The sequence below is a fragment of the Limosilactobacillus mucosae DSM 13345 genome, assembly GCF_001436025.1.
GTDB classification, from domain to species: Bacteria; Bacillota; Bacilli; order Lactobacillales; family Lactobacillaceae; genus Limosilactobacillus; species Limosilactobacillus mucosae.
In genome coordinates this window covers 1-18,061 of sequence record NZ_AZEQ01000023.1, presented here as the reverse complement: position 1 = coordinate 18,061, position 18,061 = coordinate 1, and the positions used below count along the sequence as shown (strand labels likewise).

General features: G+C 47.2%; 10 protein-coding genes and 1 tRNA gene. 4 read left to right on the top strand and 7 right to left on the bottom strand.

Going from position 1 to position 18,061, the window contains the following annotated elements; genetic code table 11:
- The first annotated feature begins 225 nt into the window (after nucleotides 1-225).
- Entirely contained in the window at nucleotides 226-5,610 is a 5,385-nt protein-coding gene (locus tag FC47_RS08995; RefSeq protein WP_056968677.1) for a mucin-binding protein, read from the top strand.
- Nucleotides 5,611-5,845: 235 nt separating this feature from the next.
- The gene (locus tag FC47_RS08990) at nucleotides 5,846-6,031 is read left to right on the top strand and encodes a hypothetical protein (protein ID WP_006499250.1); all 186 of its coding nucleotides are present in this window, start codon (nucleotides 5,846-5,848) and stop codon (nucleotides 6,029-6,031) included.
- A 614-nt stretch (nucleotides 6,032-6,645) separates the two neighbouring features.
- On the opposite strand, the gene FC47_RS08985 is transcribed toward FC47_RS08990, so the two are convergent.
- The 3 genes from FC47_RS08985 to FC47_RS08975 all read right to left on the bottom strand — a co-directional run bounded on the left by FC47_RS08985 (nucleotide 6,646) and on the right by FC47_RS08975 (nucleotide 10,586).
- Nucleotides 6,646-6,927, bottom strand: coding sequence for a hypothetical protein (locus FC47_RS08985; protein ID WP_006499249.1), 282 nt, complete (start codon nucleotides 6,925-6,927; stop codon nucleotides 6,646-6,648).
- A 275-nt stretch (nucleotides 6,928-7,202) separates the two neighbouring features.
- Entirely contained in the window at nucleotides 7,203-9,101 is a 1,899-nt protein-coding gene (locus FC47_RS08980; protein WP_056968676.1) for a nuclease-related domain-containing protein, read from the bottom strand.
- A 93-nt stretch (nucleotides 9,102-9,194) separates the two neighbouring features.
- Nucleotides 9,195-10,586 (bottom strand): amino acid permease, encoded by a 1,392-nt coding sequence (locus FC47_RS08975; protein ID WP_155519170.1) that lies wholly within the window; start codon nucleotides 10,584-10,586, stop codon nucleotides 9,195-9,197.
- Nucleotides 10,587-10,677: 91 nt separating this feature from the next.
- Here FC47_RS08975 and mmuM point away from each other — a divergent pair, with 91 nt between their 5' ends.
- Complete coding sequence (gene mmuM, locus FC47_RS08970; protein ID WP_006499245.1) at nucleotides 10,678-11,595, top strand: homocysteine S-methyltransferase; 918 nt, start codon at nucleotides 10,678-10,680, stop codon at nucleotides 11,593-11,595.
- A 163-nt stretch (nucleotides 11,596-11,758) separates the two neighbouring features.
- On the opposite strand, the gene FC47_RS08965 is transcribed toward mmuM, so the two are convergent.
- From FC47_RS08965 to FC47_RS08950, 4 genes are all read right to left on the bottom strand, one after another.
- On the bottom strand, nucleotides 11,759-12,403 hold the full coding sequence (locus tag FC47_RS08965) for an HAD hydrolase-like protein (protein WP_006499244.1): 645 nt from the start codon (nucleotides 12,401-12,403) through the stop codon (nucleotides 11,759-11,761).
- Between the two features lie 228 nt (nucleotides 12,404-12,631).
- Complete coding sequence (locus tag FC47_RS08960) at nucleotides 12,632-14,872, bottom strand: SpaA isopeptide-forming pilin-related protein (protein WP_081036767.1); 2,241 nt, start codon at nucleotides 14,870-14,872, stop codon at nucleotides 12,632-12,634.
- Nucleotides 14,873-15,180: 308 nt separating this feature from the next.
- Complete coding sequence (locus FC47_RS08955) at nucleotides 15,181-15,690, bottom strand: ECF transporter S component (protein ID WP_033934887.1); 510 nt, start codon at nucleotides 15,688-15,690, stop codon at nucleotides 15,181-15,183.
- Nucleotides 15,668-16,669, bottom strand: a complete 1,002-nt coding sequence (locus tag FC47_RS08950) for a bifunctional hydroxymethylpyrimidine kinase/phosphomethylpyrimidine kinase (protein WP_056968673.1) — start codon at nucleotides 16,667-16,669, stop codon at nucleotides 15,668-15,670. Before FC47_RS08950 ends, FC47_RS08955 begins: the two co-directional genes overlap by 23 nt.
- A gap of 205 nt (nucleotides 16,670-16,874) precedes the next feature.
- On the opposite strand from FC47_RS08950, the gene FC47_RS08945 reads away from it, so the two are divergent.
- Nucleotides 16,875-16,948, top strand: a tRNA-Pro gene (locus FC47_RS08945).
- The last annotated feature ends 1,113 nt before the right edge of the window (nucleotides 16,949-18,061 follow it).

Sequence of the window (18,061 nt, the reverse complement as noted above, 5' to 3'; positions counted from 1 at the left end):
AAAATTTAGTTTGGATTATCATGTGTATATATTGTTGAAATCAAGCAAGATTCCTTAAATATTAGTGTTTAATTTAGTAAGATAGGAGATGAAAGAAAGCGGTATTTTACGAATTTTGTTATATATTGATAAAAGAAAAATACAGCTTATCGATAACTGTCTTCATTGGTCATTCAATTGCTTGTGTAACGTGGGGGTGGCAGTGAAGAAAGCGAGGGGAAAAACATGCTATCAAAGAATAATCGGCAAATGCTTGATCATAAAATGGAACGGCGATCATTTCGTTTTTCGCTGCGGAAACTGAATACGGGCCTGGCTTCCGTTGTGTTGGGCTTTACGTTTGGGTACGGCCTGATATCAGATCAGCCGCTGGTTCATGCTGATGAGGCGGCTTCCTCGTTAAGCAGTGCTTCACCAAATCAGCATTCAGCAGCGGTCAGTGGGGCAGATGCCGAAACGAAATCGGCAATGCTGGCTTCAGAAGCAACGAGTGCGGGTACCGAGACAGCTTCATCCTCAGCTGGCCCTGCTTCAACTGCTGCTTCTGCATCGGCAGATCTTGACTCAGCGGCTGGCGTTCCTTTATCATCAGACGTTCCGACATCTTCTGCAGTGGGCGAGCAATCAGCCAGCGCACAGGAGCCAACTGCTGTCGCCAGCCAGACGATTGCTGAGCCGGCTTTTGACAGTGCCAATGCCGCGATCCAGGAAAACTCACTGACGCTTTCTGGAACCGAGATCGGCAACACTGGGAACAGCCAGCGCGATATCACGGCAACGATTTCTTATACGGGGAATGCTGGCGACAAGGTAATCTTTAAGCTTCCAGCCAACCAGGATGGTCAAAACCAGGTTGCCTACTATATCGTTGGGGCCTCGTCGCTTTCGATTGCCGACACGACGATTACCAATGATATGGTAAATGGTTTTTATTACGTTACCACTATCCTAAAGCAAAGCGGCAGCATCAGCCAAAAGATCTCGATCGCCAGCCGCCGCAATGATTCTTTTGATGGTCAGCTGATTGACGGCGAGTCGATTGGTCAGCGCGAGTTTACGGCGACCCTGTCTGCAGTTGACGGCAATGGCAACGATTTGGGCTCAACTGCCAAAACGTTTACGCAGATCATCAGTCCTGACATGGATCCAGCTTTGAGTCGCGAGCCAAGCAGCGAAGCCTCAGAAACGCTTTTGCCAAACGTTGACTACGCGTACAAGCTGGATTTGAAGGAAACCAAGGGCATCTATGATAATGAAAAATACCCAACTGCCCGCGTCAACGGCAGCGTCAACTATGGAACGACGATTACGATTCCGGTTCCCGCCAGTTTTAAACTGAATGCTGACGCGACGGCTGCTAAAAATGCGTTTACGGATGGAACGACGATCACGCAGGCGCAGACGGGGGCTGATATTATCATCACGGTGCCTAAGGGAGCAGGATCGATGCTGGCCCAGGCTGACGTCCCATACTATCTGGTCGGGCAGTACGTCGTGAGCGGCAATGTTGATGAAACCGTAACGGCTGATGGCAACATTACCATCGTGCAGAACCTTAACGATCAGCAGGACCATCAGCTGATCAAGACGCTGAATCAGCCATGGACTGAAAAGCTGAACTCAATCGCGCAGCCAGGCAAGCCGGGTGGATCAGCTGCTGGCGCGTGGGATGACAAGACGATCTCAATCAGCGACGCGACGGCAAGCAAGCCCTCTGCAACCAAGATCTCAACGTTTGGCATCCAAAACATTACGATTTATGATCTGAACGACGCGACACTGACGTTTACGATCGCGGATGGCTTTAAGGCTACCGGAATCACAACGGCCAAATTAAACGGCGTCACCAAATACGCATACGTGCTCTACTATGCTGATGGCACCACCAGTCAAGGAACGGTAGCCGCCGGAGGAACGATCAATGGCAAGGGGACCAGCTCGATTCGCAAGGCCGTCTTAACTCCGGATCTGATTAAAGCGGGGGCTGACACTGATGTTGCCTTGTATGCCATGAATGGTACGATTGGCAACTACTTTTACATTAATGGCCGCTTGACCGATAAGTACGATGACGGCACGGCGGTTCAGGTTGGCGATCAGCTGACGAATACGCTGACGATTGGCGGATCCAATCTGATTTCAAGCGTGCTCAGCGTTACCCAGACGATTACGGGCGGGCTGTCCAGCAACTTTAAAGGCAATGGCGGTGGGGGCAGCGGCTACGCGGGAACCATTGGCGTCGGCTCGATTACCAATGGCTATGCTGGTGAATGGCCGACCTATGTTTTGGATCACCCAATTTTTTATATTAAGCTGCCGCAGTATACGTCATTTAACCCAGATCTTTCCATTTTTGAAGGCAATCCGGTAGTCTCTACTTTCTATGTCAATAACGGTCAAGAACAGGTTGTCAAGCTGGACTACAGTCAAAGCGATTATGTCTTTGATAACAGCAAGCTCTTTACCAGTGATACCAATGGCGTCTTTAAAGTAGCGTTTGACATTAACAACGATGCCTTGCCGGGGCTGTATCAAGGTCTGGTTTACGTCAAGACCTCAACGCCGCTGCCTAAGAATCAAAAGGCAATCAACGATAAAAAGCTTTATAAACCGGAATACACGGGCGGGATCGTTACTGATGATACCTATGCAGCCAACGCCTTTTCCACGCAGGTTCTGAGTCCGGGCGCTGAATTTACGATTGGCGGGGTCAGCCAAGGGAATGCCGATGGGACCGATTATCATAATCACGGCAGCTCGCTTAATTCTGGCGATGATTCAATGAGCTACAAGCTGACGCCTAAGAATCTGACTGGCAGCGATCTGACCAATTCGCGAATCTATGTCAACCTGCCCGACAATGCCGACGTGGTGCTGACTGGGCCAGTTGCGGCAAATACTACGGGCAGCGTGATGGTTCTTTATTCAACCACGGCCGTTGATCTGAATGACAATGCCGAACCGGATACCAGCAGCTGGCTGACGGCTGATGAAGTGATGGACTGGTCGCAGATTAAGAGCTTTGTGATTCAGCAGCCAACGTTGGCCAGCTCAACTGCCGCCAACCTCAGCAGCATCGTCGTCAACGTCAAGGACCGCACGCTGGCTGATGACGCGGGCAAGCAGCTGGCGTTGGGCTATAAATCATATGCCGATCAGTTTGCAACGCCGATCAAACAGCCAAACGCGACCTATGTTCAAGTCTACGGGCAAAGTACAGAAACTAAAACGGTAACGCGGACGATCAACGTTCACCAGCCAGATGGCACGCTTGCCGTTACTACACAGACAGCTACGATTACTCGAATCAATACGGTACAAAAGGACGGCACGACCACGACTGGGACCTGGAGCATGGCTGGCTGGGAGTCATTTAACGCGCCTGAGTTTGCCGGCTACACGCCAGACATTGCATCCGTTGCTGAGGCAGTCGTTGATGAAAACTCGATGGATCAGACGATTGACATCACCTATCAGGCAAATGAGCAGCAGGTATTGATCAAATATATCGATCTGGATGAAAATGATCGCGTTATTGATGAGATTTCGTTAACTGGCCCAACCAACACACAAAGCGACTACTCAACGGCCGCGCGCCTGCAGGAACTGATTGCACAGGGCTATGAGTTGGTGGCTGACTCTGTTCCCGCTAAGATTATCTTTGATTCGATCGATGACATTGATGGTCAAGTTTCGCAGGTCTATACGGTTAAGCTGCGGCACCAAACGCACGCGGCAACAACCAGCAGCTCAGTCACGCGGACGATCAGTTACGTTGATGAAAAAGGCAATCCAGTGAATGGTTCGCCTGATGGCAGCAGTACGTACGTTCAAACCGCGACCTTTAATCGAACCGCAATCATTGACAGCGTAACGGGAGAGGTTTTAGGCTATGACGTCGATGGTGATGGCAAAGTCGATACTACCGATGCTGATGCGGCCTGGATGCCAAGCAGTGCTGAACTAGGCGCGGTCAAGTCAGCCGATCCAGTCACGCTGGGATTTGACTACGTTGACCTGGCCACGGTTGGATCAGCTGCGGTAACACCGGGGCAACAAGCGCTGACGCAATCAGTTGTCTACAGCAAGGCCAAAGTGTCCGGGATGATCAAATACGTTGATGACGTGACGGGCAAGACTTTGAGCGAGTTTGAGCTGCCAATTGGCGAGGTCGGTTCTTTGATCGGCTACACCACGGCTGATCAGATCAAGCTGTATGAAGAATGCGGCTATGAGCTGACATCCAGTGATTTTGTCGATGGGACGCAGATCTATGCCAAAGCAGGCAATGATTTCGTGGTTCACTTTAAGCATGCCATTCAGGCAGTCACGCCTAACGATCCTGATCCGGTAACTCCGGGTGATCCGATCAATCCAAACTATCCGGATGGTCCCCGCTACCCAGCCTATGTTTCGCGCGCCAACCTGGTTAAAGACGCGACCCAAACGATTCACTACGTTGGGGCCGGTGATCAAACGCCAATTGACAAGGTTCAGACGCAAAAGGATGCCTTTACGCGCACGATTACGATTGACAAGGTCACTGGCGAAGTGCTTGCAACCAGTGCCTGGACCGGCTCATTTACATTTGACATGGAAGATACGGGCGTGATTGAAGGCTACCATGCTGATAAGAAAACGGCGGGCGGATTGACGGCAACGGCTGCTGAACCAGATGTAACGGCAACGGTAACCTACATGCCAAATGGGAAGCTGATTCCAATTGACGCGGCCGGCAACCCGATTCCAGGAGCGGACACGCCGACATATCCGACTGATCCAACCGATCCGACAAAAGTCATGGCCGACGAACCAATTCCGGTAATTCCAGGCTACACGCCGGTTGATCCCAGTCCGGTTACGCCAATTGATGCCGGCAAAGACACATTTGTTCCATATACGCAAAACGAATACCAATTGACGGAACAATTCGTTGATGAGGATGGCAACGAACTGGCGCCAAGCAAGAACGGTGCCTATCATTATGGCGATTCGTTTGACGTAACTGGGGATGCTCAAGTGATTAACGGCTACGTTCTGGTCAAGCAGGAAAACACTGCCGGTACGTTTGGCGAAGGCGATCAGACGGCCAAGTTCATCTACAAGCAGGTCGGCAGGATCATTCCGGTTGATGAAGCGGGCAACCCGATTCCAGGAGCGGACACGCCAAGCTACCAAAACGACCCAACCGATCCGACAAAGGTTGTGCCAAATGAGTCCGTACCAGTCGTGCCGGGCTACACGCCAAGCACGCCAACCGTGACGCCGACTGATCCAACGCAGGACACGCCGGTAACGTACATTAAGAATCAGACACCGATCGCGCCAGAAGTACCGACTACGCCTAAGACGCCGGAACAGCCACAAGCGCCAACTGATCCTGCTGAGTTGCCAGTGACGCCGAATGTACCAGGTGAACTTGACCACTCGACGGATTCGGCAGCAGTTGAAAATAATGCTAAGGCCGTTTCAAGTCACGACAAGGCCAATGATGCCAAGCAGCTGCCACAGACTGGCAATGCTCAACACAGATCGATCCTAGCGATGATGGGGTTGGCACTTGCCGGTTTAGGCTTTGGCATTGGTAAACCTAAGAAGCGTAAATCGTAAAGCTGATTAGTCTTGCCGTCAGCTTGACCTACAGAATCGACAACGATAAAAACGCATCATCCCGTGTTTGGGGTGGTGCGTTTTAGTTAATGGTTGTTTGAAACTTAAGACGAGCCGGGCCGCGGCAGCGAAATATTTACGATTAGCGAAAACTAGCCTTAGCCATGCTGCTTAATGCGTCAATTAGGGAGTGTAAATTTAAAGGAGGTATTGAAAAAGGGAAAGCCCTCCCCGTATGATTGAAATCGTCAAAAACCAATCAGAATACGGAGGCTTTCCCCATGGAAGATTCTATCAAAAATATCATTACCGCGTACTGGCAGATGACGATTCGGCCTTAAAAGAGCTGTTTCGAGTCCAGGTTGAAGATGCCGTCAATCAGTTCCTGCAAAATGAGATGACGGCCGCACTGGGCTATTAGCTAATATGCAAAAAATCCTGCATAAAACATATGACGAAACCATCATTACCTACTTTTCGCAAAAATTGATGTATAAGTAGGTAAAAATTAGTGTATATTGAGTTAGGGATCCCTAACATTACCTACTATTTGATGAAAATCACTCAGTAGTAGGCAATTCACAAAGTCGGTCTGGCCCAATCAACTCCTGGCAGCGCCAAAATATACATCTTTACCTACTATTTCGGAAAAAGGCGTCAATAGTAGGTAAAGTTAAGCAAATCGAATATACAGGTACCTACTTCTGGCGAAAAATTGGCGTAAAGTAGGTAAATGCAACGGTCTCAGTTCGCCAGACCCCGATTTGCTTCACAAAGCCAGCGTGTTTATGGGTGATTATCCGATGAATTGGTTTTTCCAAGTTCAGGAAGATTCGTGAGACTGGTGGAATACGTGCCGTTATGGGTTATGGGATGTATCTATCAGTAGGTTGTGGAATGGATGCTGATTTGTGATTGCTGCGGAAAGTGATGCTAACCATGGCGTCGACTGGTTTGAAGGATTTAAAATTAACAAACGCATTAAAAACTAAAATGCCTTGCCGCCTGGATTGGGCGACAGGGCATTTTACGCTCCTAAGCTTGGTCGTATGAGTCTGCTCCGTGTGATGACGGAGACTTTTGTCGGTCATTCAGCCAATTAGCCAGATATTTCTGCAAAGCCTGGGCATCAGCTTGATTGAGTGAAAAGGTTGCGTCATGCGGTTCATCGTTAAAGCCGTGATTGCTCAAAAGCAGGTTTAAGCGGTGCTCATCATTAGCGGGCTGCAGACTCAATTCATTGGCACAGCCGTCATCACGATCTTCACCTTGATAAAAAAGATGCAGCCATTGACCATCTGTATTGATTTGATGCAAGAAGATTATCCTTTCTAGAAATAAGTTCGCGAAGTCAGCGCCCCCAGTTTCAAGTTTGGCCTAGCGAAGTCAGCGCTCCCGGTTTCAGGTTTGGCCTAGCGAAGTCAGCGCTCCCAGTTCCAGGTTCGCCTGCGAAAATCCGCATTACCTAACTTCAGATTTGAACTGAAAATTCTCGGCGGCACTCATCTATAAGTTCAACCTGGAAAGTTCCAGTGCTATTCAACTTTAAGTTTGTCCCAGAGAATCTGGTGTTACCTGGTTTCAAGTTTGACCTAGCGCAGCCGGCAGTGATCATCAATGAAATTGCCGCGATGCAGACTGGTCAGCATGTCACTGTCAACATAACGAGTCAGTGGACTGTTGTCATTAAGATACTGATCATTCAAGGCTGCCATCGCAAGCAGCTGACGTTCCAGTTTAGCCAGATTAATGATAAAGGGCTGCTCGTATTCGCGTTCGCCGGTTTCGCGACTGGCCAGCAGTTCTTTGAGATAGCGCTGTTCGAGACCGGTTAATGGACGCTTGGCCTTAAACTTGGCAAACTGATCAAGCTGCGACAGTGAGTAGAGTCGATTTCGCATTCCAGGGGCGGGCATGGTTGCTTGATCTGGGTTGGCCGCCACGAACATGGAATGAATGACTGGCTGCGCGTTCATTAAAATCTGGCGTGCGTTGGCATCCTCAAATAACAGGCGTGAGACCGCATGCTCGTGGTTGCTGAGCTGTTCAGCGGCATTTTTAATCTGTTCACAGTAGCCGTTGGGGTAGGCAATGATGAAATCGCCGTCCTTGGTCATCTGTAGCGCCAGGCCTTGATAGTTTTTAACCTCTGGAATCAAGACACCGTTGCGAGTGATCAATATGATGTCGATCTGGTTAACGGCAGCGGCATTTTGCTTTTTGTAGTAGTCAAAGGGCAGGTTGAGCGAGTCCAGCAGTTCCTCATGAGGATAAAGCTCCTGCAGCAGTTGATAGACGCGGCGCTCACCAATATCTCCCTGCAAAAGCTGCGTGGCGCGCTCATGCAGCTGAATGATTCCTTTAAGGTCTTTAGAGAGCATGGCCAGTTCGTGTGGAGAGCGATCCGTACCGTGGCTGTACCAAGAATAGGTTTTGGCCATCTCATAAGCTAAAAAGCGCAGGCCAGGGAATGGATCTTGGAAAAAGGCGTTCTTCTGGGCGTCAGAAAAGTTTTGCCGAGCCTGGGTCGCAATCTCATCATGATCCGCTACCATGCTGAGATGCCGATCCCATTGCTGCAGCTGCTCTAAGTAGGCGGCATTGCTGATCGGTTTGGTCGTAAGCAGGTTTGACCAGTTTAACGGTTGCGCTGCCGTTGACCAATTAACTGGACGCTTGAAGCTAAACCATGATTTAAAAGGCGATCGTTTTGATTTAGCTCGCGGCCTGGACGAGAAATCTGCATCATTGGGGGCCTTTGAACCAGCTTTAGGCTGCACGCTGGTTTGATCTTGAAGCTTTGACGCTGGATTGGCCGGCATTTCAGTGTTGTCAAGATCCGGCTGGCTTTTGCGATCGTATTGAGCAGCATCGCGTTTTGATTCTGAGTTGCCGAGATCGTATTGAGCGGTATCGCGTTTTGATTCTGAGTTGTCAAGCTCAAGTTGAACAGTATTCTGCTTCGATTCTGAGTTGCCAAGATCGTGCTGAATATCATTTTGCGCTGGATTCAAACTGATAGCTTCGGTCTGTGACGAAATGTCTTGCTGTCCAGTAGCGCTGTTGTCATTTGTGGCTACGAAATCTTGCTCAGTAAAGCGGGCAGAGGCGTTTTCATGTGAAACAGCTTCGCGAGTATCCGGCTTAGGTGCCAGCACTGGTCGTAATTGATCGTTCTTTACCGTTTCATGACCGTCTGGCAGTGATTCAGCAGATTCATGATCATCTGGCAATGGTTGAGCAGCCGCTGCCGGTTCATGCTCGTCTAGTATCGATTGACCATGCTCATTTGGCGCTGATTGAGCGATTATTGCCGGTTGATGAACATTTGACGTCGATGAAGCAATTGTTTCTGATTCATGTTCAGATACGGCATCCGGCTGGTGAGCAGTTTTTTGACGTGGCGGATGTTTTCTACTGATCCCAAGCCAGTCCTTAAAGATCAAAAGCAGAATGCCGCCAATCAGGATACTGATTAGATAGCGCAACAAGGGCCTGCCTCCTTTCGATTTTGAATACTGCCTTTATTTTATCATAACTAATAAAAGCATCCCCCTGATTGATCAAGTGGATGCTAAACAAAACTACTTATTCGTATCGGCAGTCTCCGGATGGCGCTTTTGCCACCACCAATAGCCGAGATAACAAATTAAAACAAACGGCAGCGTCCAATACAACGCGATTCGCTGCTGAGGATCAAACCAGATCAAAAGACACGATAAACCGCTTGAGATTAAAGCAAATAAGGGAACAAACGGATAGCCGGGCGTGCGGTACAAAAGCTCATCGATTTGATGTCCCTGTGCTAGGAATGCCTTTCTGAAATTTAGCTGCGCCAGGGCGATTGCCATCCAGACAAAAACAACGGCCAATCCAGAAATTGAAACAAGCACCAAGTAGACGGTATCAGCGGCGATCACGCTGGAAAGCAGAGCCAAGATACCGCCCAGCATGCTGAATGCCAAGGCTACCGTGGGGATGCTGCGCCGGTTGGTTTTAGTAAAGAATTTCGGCAGCATTCCTTCATTACTAAGCGACCACAGCATTCGAGTTGAGGCATAAAGACCGGAATTAGCCGCAGAAATAATAGCCGATAAGACAACAAAATTCATAATGTCACCGGCAAATGGAATGCCCATCATCTTAAAGACATAGACGAATGGACTTTGAGTAACGCCAGCTTTTTGGTATGGAATCAAGGCGGCCATTACGATCATGGAACCAATGAAAAAGATTATAAGACGCCAAAGGGTAGTGTGGATGGCCTTGGGCAGTGTTTTTTCAGGCTGTTTGGCTTCACCGGCCGTTACCCCGATCAATTCAGTGCCAGAAAAAGCGAAGTTTACCGTCAGCATGGTTGTGAAGACACCGCCAAAGCCAGTTGGAAATAAGCCATCCTTGACGAAATTCTGCAATCCTGGAGCATGCGAATAGCCCTTGAGCGGAATCACGCCAATAATTGCCAGCGATCCCAAGACGATAAAAGCAATTATTGCAAACACCTTGATTGCGGCCAGCCAAAACTCGCTTTCCGCAAAAATCCGTACCGAATAAATATTGCTTATCACAATGCCAATCATAAACAATAGGCTCCAGATCCAGACTGGCGTATGTGGGAACCAATTGCGCATGATCAGTCCAGCAGCTGTAAATTCAGAACCTAGCGCAATCGTCCAAGTCAGCCAATAAAGAATGGCGACGACAAAGCCGGTTGCTGGGTTGATATAGCGCTTGGCATACACGTGAAACGAACCGGTATAAGGCATTGCTACCGAAAGCTCGCCCAGACAAAGCATGACGCTGTAGACGATCAGTGCGCCAACGAAATAGGCCAGCACTGTTCCTAAAGGGCCTGCTTGATGGATCGTATAGCCAGAGCTCAAGAAAAGCCCGGTACCAATTACGCCGCCCAATGAGATCATCTGGATATGACGCGATTCCATTTTACGTGCTAAGTGTTCAGTTTGTTTGGCAATTGCCATTTTTTCACTTCCCAAGCTAAAATAATTGTTAATATTAATTAATTAGAATATCATTAGAGAATAATAACACAAAAAGGTGAAAGTAATGGTAAAAAAATCAATTTTCTCAAATCCGTTGGTAATTGATGGCTCAATGAGTACTAGTCTTGAGCGGCTGGGCTGTGATACGGACAATGAGTTGTGGACAGCCGCGGCTTTGATTAACCAGCCAGAACTCGTTTATCAAGTACACAAAGAGTATTTTGAAGCTGGGGCGCGGTTGGCGATTACTGATACCTACCAAGCCAATCTTCCAGCACTTAAAAAAGCGGGACTGACTGAAAAACAAGCTCGACAAGTTATTGAAAAGGCCGTTGAATTAGCCAAGCAGGCACGAGATGATTACGAAATAGAAACGGGAGCGCATGGGTATGTGGCTGGCTCGCTTGGACCTTATGGCGCTTATCTGGCAAATGGGAGCGAATATCGTGGCGATTATGAATTAACGTCGGCTGAGTATCAAGAATTCTACCGTCCTCGTTTGGAAGCAATCGTCAATGCTGGCGTAGACTGTCTGGCATTGGAGACGCAACCGAAATTGAGTGAGGTTAAAGCGGTTTTGGATCTGTTAAAAAATGAGTATCCTGACCAAAAAGTATATGTTTCCTTTACTTTGCAAAATGCCGAGACCATCAGTGAGGGGACTAAACTGGCCGATGCTGCCAAAGCCGTTGCGCAGTATGATCAGGTAATTGGCGTTGGGGTCAACTGTATTCCGCCGCGCCTGGTAACGCCAGCGATTAAGAAACTAAAAGAAGCTACGGCACTGCCAATAATCGTCTATCCAAATTCGGGAGCAAGCTATGATGCAACGACTAAAACCTGGTCAGCAGCACCTGCCGAAGATGATTTTGGCAAACTGACGAAAGAGTGGCTGCTCGCCGGGGCCAGCGCGATTGGTGGCTGCTGTACGACTACGCCCGCTGATATTGCGAAGATTGCGGCAGTTTTAAATGATCAATAATATTAATAAAAACAGCGTCATCGCGAGGGGAAAAAGCCCAGGCATGACGCTGTTTTATGCTAGCCAAAAATCTCTTGCGCTTAACTATGGATAAATTGGCTTATTTAAGGCTAGGATAAATGTTCTTTAATTGATTGCTGACTAATTGAACTAAGCAGCCGTTTTATTTATTTTCGTGGTGATCTTCCCAGACCTTGCGCAGCATCGGGTACCGCAGATCGCCGGTTTGAGCAACCTGATAATCGGCTGCGCTCAGCATTTCTGCGTCACCAACGCCAATTGAGATCAAGTGAGCCTGATTGATAGCATCAATATCAGCTGGAGTAGTAGCCAGAGCAATGCATTCGTTTGGCGCTGCCGATAGCTGTTGGGCAAAGGCGGAGTAAGGATCGCCCTCATTAGGGATGATGGCGGTGAAGTAGTCGGCAATCTGCAGCTGTTTTAAAATGAGTTCGGCATGACCACCATTATCAACGACCCCCATGTTGACGTAGTGATCGTCCAGGTTAATCAAAAGACGTTCGATCCCAGGCATTACTGAAGATTCATCCAGCGAGTCCAGCGCTTTTTGATACATCTGTTCTTGTTCAGCCAGCAAGGCGGCCTGTTCAGCTTCATCGGCCGTTTGGTGCAGCTGGTTCAAAACAATTGGCAAAGCTGCGGCGGCACTGAGGTTTTTGAGCTGCGGGGCCAGTTTGCCAGGTAATCCCAGCCCATATTCATACATTGCCAGTTCGCGCCAAGCGTCAAACTGCTGCTGATTTGTGTCGACGATTAGATTGTTGACGTTAAAAATTGCACCCTTCATAAAAATATTCCTTTCAATAAATACGATAATTTTATTTTAACCCAAAGCTTGGAAAATGAAAACGCCGCCATAACATAAGGGGATTCATTTCCTTAATTTAGCCAGCTGATCAAGAAACGTTTTAAAGCCAGAAGCTGTTTCAAAATAAAAATCGCACTATCGCGAGCGAGAAGCTGTGACAGTGCGATATCAAATTTAACAGAAGTTTCCTTGCATTATTGTCTTTGCTTAATTGTTTTTCTTTTTAGATACTACAACCCAACCGGCTGCACTAACACAAAGCATGACTCCCAGCCAGCAGATTGCGTTGGAAGCATGGTTACCAGTCTTTGGCAGCAGCTTCTGGGCTTGAGCAATCACGCCATTATCAGCAGCTGGCTTGGCAACCGGCTGTGGTGAGTAATTATTGACTGCCACTGCATTTGACTTGTTGGTATGAACAGCTGAAGTTGAAGGTGTTGCCGTTGCTTTAGAATCAGCATGCTTATCAGCAGGTTTAATAATTGCAGCTGGGGTCAATGGTGCCCATGGTTTAACGTCCTTCGCCGGAGTCAACGGTGCCCAAGGTTTAATGTCTTTGGCCGGCGTCAGTGGTGCCCATGGTTTAACGTCCTTAGCAGGCGTGAGTGGTACCCAAGGTTTAACGTCCTTAGCAGGAGTCAATGGTGCCCAAGGTTTGACATCCTTAGCAGGAGTCAATGGTGCCCAAGGTTTAACGTCCTTAGCAGGCGTGAGAGGTGCCCAAGGCTTAACGTCTTTAGCAGGCGTGAGAGGTGCCCAAGGTTTAACATCTTTGGCCGGAGTCAATGGCGTCCAAGGTTTCACGTCTTTAGCCGGAGTCAATGGTGTCCAAGGTTTGACGTCTTTGGCCGGCGTCAGTGGTGCCCAAGGCTTAACGTCCTTTGCTGGAGTCAATGGTGCCCAAGGCTTAACGTCTTTAGCAGGTGTGAGAGGTGCCCAAGGCTTAACGTCTTTGGCCGGCGTGAGAGGTGTCCACGGCTTAACTTCCTTAGCCGGTGTTAACGGCGTCCATGGAATGGATTTCTTCACTTCATTATAAACAATCAATGGCGTCCCGTTCTCACGGTCTGAAATCTCAATTGTCCAGGTTTGGTCTTTAGCTTTCGAGAAATCAATCCAGTCAGGAACCGTGATTTGTTTAATCGTGTATTTTCCTGCTGGCAGATCCTTGATATCAATCACGCCATTTTCATCCGTAGTGTAGGTCATTGATTCGCTATCTGGTTTGATGACCTCAAAAGTTGCATCGGGCAAAATCTTAATTTTACCTTCATCATCAGTGTACTTGTTGATGATCTTCATTTCACCAGGCTTGGTTCCCGTGACGTTGGCATCAAATGAAACGTTTTTCACAGAGTATGAATATTCAACGGTGGTAGGCTGACTGTCTTCTCTTAATTGATAGGAGACATTGGCCGTGTTGTTGAAAACCGCTAAATCATTATCAGTGATTTTCGTTCCGTAGCCAACCAAAATTGTTTTACCGGAAAATTCGTCTTTATTGAAACGGAAAGTAAGAGTCTTGCCGTTGATTTCAATTGAAGAATTAGGGTAGGCGGCTTTGAATTGATCAAAAGACAATGACTGCCCATTAACGGTAATTCGATTGTATGCTGAATTAGGATCAAACTGCTGACCGCCCTGAATAGTATCGGAACAGATAATGTCACTGCCAAGTGCGGCCGCATTGCTGTTCAGATAGATTCCCCAGGCCAATGCATTATGATCGCCTCGATTAAGTATCATTCCAACTTTATCGCCACGCCATCCTTTACCGCTTGGCTGTTCACTGCTACCTTTGGTGATTCCTTTAACTGGAATGGATGCAGCAGTACTGCCGGCTGTAATCTGGATTGTCTGGTTCTGTTCGTCAGTGTTGCGAACTTCAACGTCAAATGAAAAATTGCCGCTGACATTTTGCAAGTCATTGATTTTGTCATTAAACGTCAAGGTTGCGCCAGTTTGATCGACGGTGTAGTGGCCAACCATCGCGCCATTGACGTAAAGATCCTTACCGCCAACGTAACTGTTGACGTAGGCTTGACCACTGTTGGGCCAGTTGACATGAATCGTGTCGCCGCCTCGAATCTTACCGCGCGCATCGCTAAAAGTTCCGCTGACCGTGACATAAGCGCCATCATTATAAATTGACTGCGACTTTTTGGAATCACGTTCGACAACAGTCAGATTAGTAATACGGTCACTGACATCTTGCGGCTGATGATTGCTGCTGACGGCCGACACCGCGGTATGTTCAGCGGTAGTGCTGTTTTGATCTTGTTTAGATTGATTATTAACAGAAGTGCTATTAACAATTGATTGTGAACTGTTGCTCGATGTTGTGGACAGTTCACTAGCAAAGACATAGCTGCCGGTCATCGCAAAGCTGACCAGCAGCATTAAAGAAAATGCAAGGGAAACGCAGAATAATGCTCCCCTTTTTATCATGCGATTAAAAAATACCCCCTTAGTAACTTAAACCAGCACGGAGCGATTATATTGCGGTTGAATAGATTTAGTCAATCGTTAATTTAAAACGTTTTACATAAGAAGGACTTAAATATTCATATTTATTCGATTAATCTGTTTAAAAATTCAGATGAGAACGATACACCAAGCAGTCAAAATAATATTTTTTCGTTGTGATTACTTGAACAAAAAATCATATTTATCAAAAGCAAAGGGGACAAAAAGGCGCTGCATCCAAACACTTATCGTTTGGATGCAGCGCCATGCTTATAATTAATGGGTTATTGCTATTTGCTGGAGAGGGCTGGGTGAACGGCTTTTTCAACTGGTGAGGCAATCAAAAGCGCGATTACCGAGCCGACAATTCCTTGAATCAGGTTTGGGAAGATACCAGCTGCACCAGTTGCCCAGGTATAAAGAATTGCATCTGAGAAGAAGTAGCCTACTACCATCACAATCGTTCCCGCGGCTACACCGGCAATACGGCCCCATTTGCCACGAACGTATTTAAAGACCAATCCGGCAGCGATGCCTTCCAGACCGTGTGAGATGAACGAAAATGGTGCATATTGGGCAAAGCCAGAAATCAAGTCCAGAAACATGGCGCCAAAGCCACCGATAAAGCCACCCGCCCATGGTCCCAACAGCATGGCACCGATAAAGATGCCGACATCGCAGAGATTGATGTTGCCATGTGTCCAAGGCAGCGGAATTAAGAAGAAACGACCAAAGATCAAAGTCAGCGCCGTCAAAAGCGCCGTGAATACCAAATGTCTAACCGTTGCAGATTTTTTCATTAAAATCACTCCTCTTATGCTTGCTTACATAGTGAATCAAATGATCGAGACGCAGACCAAATCGCCGCTCGTTGTCAGGGAGGGGAGCGGTCTGCTGGATTGCGAGCTCCATGGCATCCGTCGCGTTCTCAACTGCTGTCTCCAGCGACCAGCCTTGCAGCAGCCGACCGTAAAGCAGTGCCGAGAAGATATCGCCAGTACCATAGAAATGACCGGCCTGAACATCATTACCGCAAAAATTCAGTGGCTGATTATGATGCCAATCGTCTCTGCCTTGCAGAGTTTGATGTGAAGCGGAACCGTTTTGAAGATTTTGACCTTCATCATTACCGTGCTGATAGTCGTGATGTTGACGGCTGATTTGCGGTTGGGGCTTAAATCCGGTTTGTTCATCCTGACGCCAGCCGCAGCCAATCTGTCCATTCAAATGAACGCCGGTGACAATAACCGTGGCGTTGATTCCCGCTGCCTTTAGCTGATCAATCCCTTGAATTAGTGTCTCAGCAGTTGGCAGCGAATATGGCAGACCAGCCAGGAAACAAAGCTCAGTCCAGTTAGGCGTAATCAAATCGGCGTGGCGGCACAGTTTTTTGACCGCCTCAACATAATCATGATCAAATCCAGGATATAGCCGGCCTTGATCACCCATCACCGGATCGACGATTTTTAAGCAGTCAGTCAGGTTTTGCTGTTCAAGCCAGCTGCCTAGCTGTTCGGCGAGGGTGCATTGACCAAGGTAGCCAATTAAAACGCCGCTAGGTTCAATGTCTTGTGCCTGCCAATGTCTAAGCGAAGCCTGAATCCATTGCTCGGTGTCTAAAACGGCAGGCTGGCCGAATCCCTCCGTTTGACTGGATAAAATGGTTGCGGGCAGGGATGCGGTTGTAATTCCCATTGCCTGCAAGACGCTTAGGGCACCAATCAATGAGATTTGACCTAACGCCGAAAAATCCTCAATCAACAGGGCGGGCTTGATCATATCAACAATCCTCTCTAATCATTTTTTAATTTGATGATCTTACTATACGGCGGCTGTCACTTACTGACAAGACGTAGCCAGATATTAGTCTAAATTGTATTGATACAATTATTGAACTAACGATGATTATAAAATCTGCTTGACGATTTAAATAAACCGCGGTAGTATTTATAATTGTTGGTAATATTGATTGCTAATTTAGTTTCGGGAAATAGCTCAGCTTGGTAGAGCACCTGGTTTGGGACCAGGGGGTCGCAGGTTCGAATCCTGTTTTCCCGACTTGATTAAGAATCCCTGCTCAGATTTGAGTAGGGATTTTTTTGAGCTTTATTGATTATGAAAAATGATGCTGTGATGTTCGATTGAAATTTATTGATTTTAGAAACGGTAACTCGATGTGGATCTGATTATCGCATTAAATTTTATAAGCTGCCGAAACATCTGCCTTAGCCGCTAACGAGTTAGAACACTGGTCATAGCATTAAACTTTATTAGTTGCCGAAACAGTCTTCTGATGTGCGTCTGGTCAGAGCTTGCTGTGTTGCATGGCAAAAGATTGGTACGATTTTTTCTACTCTAAGTCAAGTGTTATCAACGATTTTAAATAATATACGTACCTAGTTGGAAAATAGCTGCCATAGAATTGGATCAAATATCTGATTTCGGTGGTGAATCTTGGTATCAATCAGTCAGAAAAGCTGATCCAAGCCGATCGATCATGATCAATGCAATGAATGACTGAACTCATCGATTGTCAGAAATACCTCAGCAGCGAGTAATACGCAATAATAAATGATAAAAAGGATCCGTAGCCGATGATGGTGCAGATTTAGTCGGTAAACGGCCCAGACAAACGCAATAATGTCTAATTATTCATGAAAAACTGAATAATAACATATGATAAAAATATCATTACCTACTTTTTTCAAAAAAGCATTGTATAGTAGGTAAAAAATAATGTATATCGAGTTAGGCGTCCCTAACATTACCTACTATTGGCCGAAAATCCCCAAATTGTAGGTAATTCACAAAGTCGGTCTGGCCCAATCACTCCTTAAATATGCAACTTTACCTACTATTTAGAAAAAAGCTGCTGCAAGTAGGTAAAGTTAGGCTGATTGAATATACAGGTACCTACTTCTGGCGCAAAAACAGCGAATAGTAGGTAATTTCAAAGCCACTGGTTGTTAGTGCCGGTTTTGCTTCACAAGGTAAGCTGTTAATGGGCATCATGGTCCGGAAAAATCGAAAATAACGCAGGCAGCTTGAAGCAATCGTAAAATTCTAAGCTCTGCCAGCTTCCATCGCACTAACAACATTCTTTGGCGGCATTAAATTTCTAGCAGAGCATTTAACTATGCCTAGCCGAAAATCCCGTGACTTTAGTCATGG